This window comes from Polymorphospora sp. NPDC050346, assembly GCF_040655695.1.
Lineage (GTDB): Bacteria > Actinomycetota > Actinomycetes > Mycobacteriales > Micromonosporaceae > Polymorphospora > Polymorphospora lycopeni.
In genome coordinates, this window is record NZ_JBFAKM010000098.1 from 1 (window position 1) to 2,426 (window position 2,426).

General features: G+C 70.7%; 1 protein-coding gene. It reads left to right on the plus strand.

The genetic code is table 11. The features are described from left to right. Positions 1-2,426: type I polyketide synthase (locus AB0I42_RS37215; RefSeq protein WP_357544478.1), on the plus strand; the 2,426-nt coding region annotated here is incomplete at both ends.

Sequence of the window (2,426 nt, forward strand, 5' to 3'; positions counted from 1 at the left end):
GGTGCCGGTCGACTGGACTCCCGCGCTACCGGCTGTCGCTGGACCGGTCGACCTGCCGACGTACGCCTTCCAGCACCGACGCTACTGGCTCGACGGGGGCGGCTGGCGCGGATCCGCGGTACGGCTCGCCGACGGCGGGGTGGTGGTGTCGACCCGGGTGTCGACGGCCCGGCAACCATGGCTGGCCGATCACGTTATCAACGGCTCGGTGCTGGTGCCGGGAACCGGGTTCGTGGACTGGGCGATCCACGCCGGCGACCTGGTCGGCGCGTCGGTGGTGCGGGAGCTGACGGTGCAGGCCCCGCTCGTGCTGGACCCCGCCAGCACCGTCGACGTGCAGACCACGGTCGACGGCCGGCGGCAGCTCAGCATCCACGCTCGTACCGGTGCGGACCAACCGTGGACCTGCCACGCCACCGGCCAACTCGCGGAGGCCGCAGAGGGTGACACCCCGCAGGCCGACGCGACGTGGCCGCCGGCCGGCGCGACGCTGCTCCCGGTGGAGGACTTCTACGAAGGTCTGGCTGCTGTGGGTTTGCAGTACGGCCCGGTGTTCCGGGGCGTACGGGCGGCGTGGCGCGATGGTGCGGAGTTCGTCGCCGAGGTCGCTCTGGATGATGCGGACCGTGCGCAGGTGGACCGCTTCGGGGTGCATCCCGCGCTGCTGGACGCCGCGCTGCACCTGGCCGCGCTGGGCATGCCGGACGGCGCCGGGGGGCCGTCGCTGCCGTTCGCGTGGCAGGACGTCTCCGTGTACGCCACGGGCGCGACCAGGCTCAGGGTGCGGATGCGTGTCGACGGCACCAACCTGTCGTTGACGTTGACCGACGCGGACGGGGCGTTGGTGGCGACGGTGGGGTCGCTTGTGCTGCGGGCGTTGCCGGACCGGCTGCCGGTCAAGGCGGTTCGGGATCTCTACACCGTCGACTGGGTCGAAGCCGGCGAGGTCGGTCGGGCCGAAGTCGATATGCCGGTGTGGGACTGCGCCGGTGTTGGCCTGGCCGACACTCTGGCCGGTGTGCGGCAGCGTTTGGCCGCCGACGATCGGCGCTGGTTGGTCCTGGTCCCCGACAGCCAGAACCGCCCAGAGCACGCGGCGGTGTGGGGTTTGTTGGCGTCGGCGCAGTCGGAGTATCCGGGCCGTTTGGTGCTGGTGGATGCGGCCGACCCGGCGCTGGCGCGGGCGGCGGTGGCGGTGTGTGACGAGCCGCAGTTGCGTGTGGATGACGACGGCCGCGTTCGGGTGCCGCGTCTGGTGCGGGCTGCTCCGGGTGGCGGCGAGGTTGATTTCGGTAGCGGCCCGGTGTTGATCACGGGTGGTACCGGCACGCTCGGTGGGTTGTTGGCCCGGCATTTGGTCGACGTGTACGGCGTATCGGATCTGTTGCTGGTCTCGCGTCGCGGCTCGCAGGCGCCGGGTGCCGGCCGGTTGTGTGATGAGGTGCCGCAGGCGCGGATCGTGGCGTGTGATGTGTCGGATCGGGAGGCGTTGAAGGCGCTGCTCGAGGAGCATCGGCCCACTGCGGTGATCCACGCGGCCGGGGTGTTGGATGACGCGACGGTGGCGAATCTGACCGAGGCTCAGTTGGAGGCGGTGTTCAGGGCCAAGGCCGTCGCGGCGGAGTACCTTCACGAGCTGACCGATGGTCTGAGTGCGTTCGTGTTGTTCTCCTCGGCGTCGGGGGTGTTCGGTTCGGCGGGACAGGCGAACTATGCGGCCGCGAACGCCTATCTGGATGCGCTGGCTCGTCGGCGGCGTGCGCAGAACCTCCCGGCACAGTCACTCGCCTGGGGCCTGTGGGAGTCCGCGAGCACGCTGGCCCAATCGGCGGATCGCGATCGTCTGGCCCGGTCGGGCGTGCTGCCGATCGACGACGAGAGGGGCCTGCGGCTGTTCGACGAGGCACTGCGGACCGATGCGCCGGTGACGGTGCCGGTGCGGCTGCGCCTGAACGGCTCGACGGGTGTGCCGCCATTGCTGTCGCGCCTGGCGCCGGCCACGCGGCGTACCGCGGCGGCCGGCGATCAAGACCGGTCGTGGACGGAACGGTACGCCGGGTGGGATCCGGAGCGGCGACGTGCCGAACTCGTACGTCAGGTCTGCGCGATGGTGGCCGGGGTGCTCGGTTTCGGCGGCGGTGACCAGGTCGACGCCGGGCAGGCGTTCCGGGACATGGGCTTCGATTCGCTCACCGCGGTGGACCTGCGCAACCGCCTGGCCACGTGGACCGGCGTACGGCTTCCGGCGACGCTGGCGTTCGACTATCCGTCGCCCGTGGTGCTGGCTGGTCATTTGGATGAGGTGTTGTTCGGTGGTTCGCGGCCGGTGGCTTCGGATGGTGTGGTGGGGGTGGTGGATGGTGATCCGGTGGTGATTGTGGGGATGGCGTGTCGTTTTCCGGGTGGTGTGTCGTCGCCTGGGGATT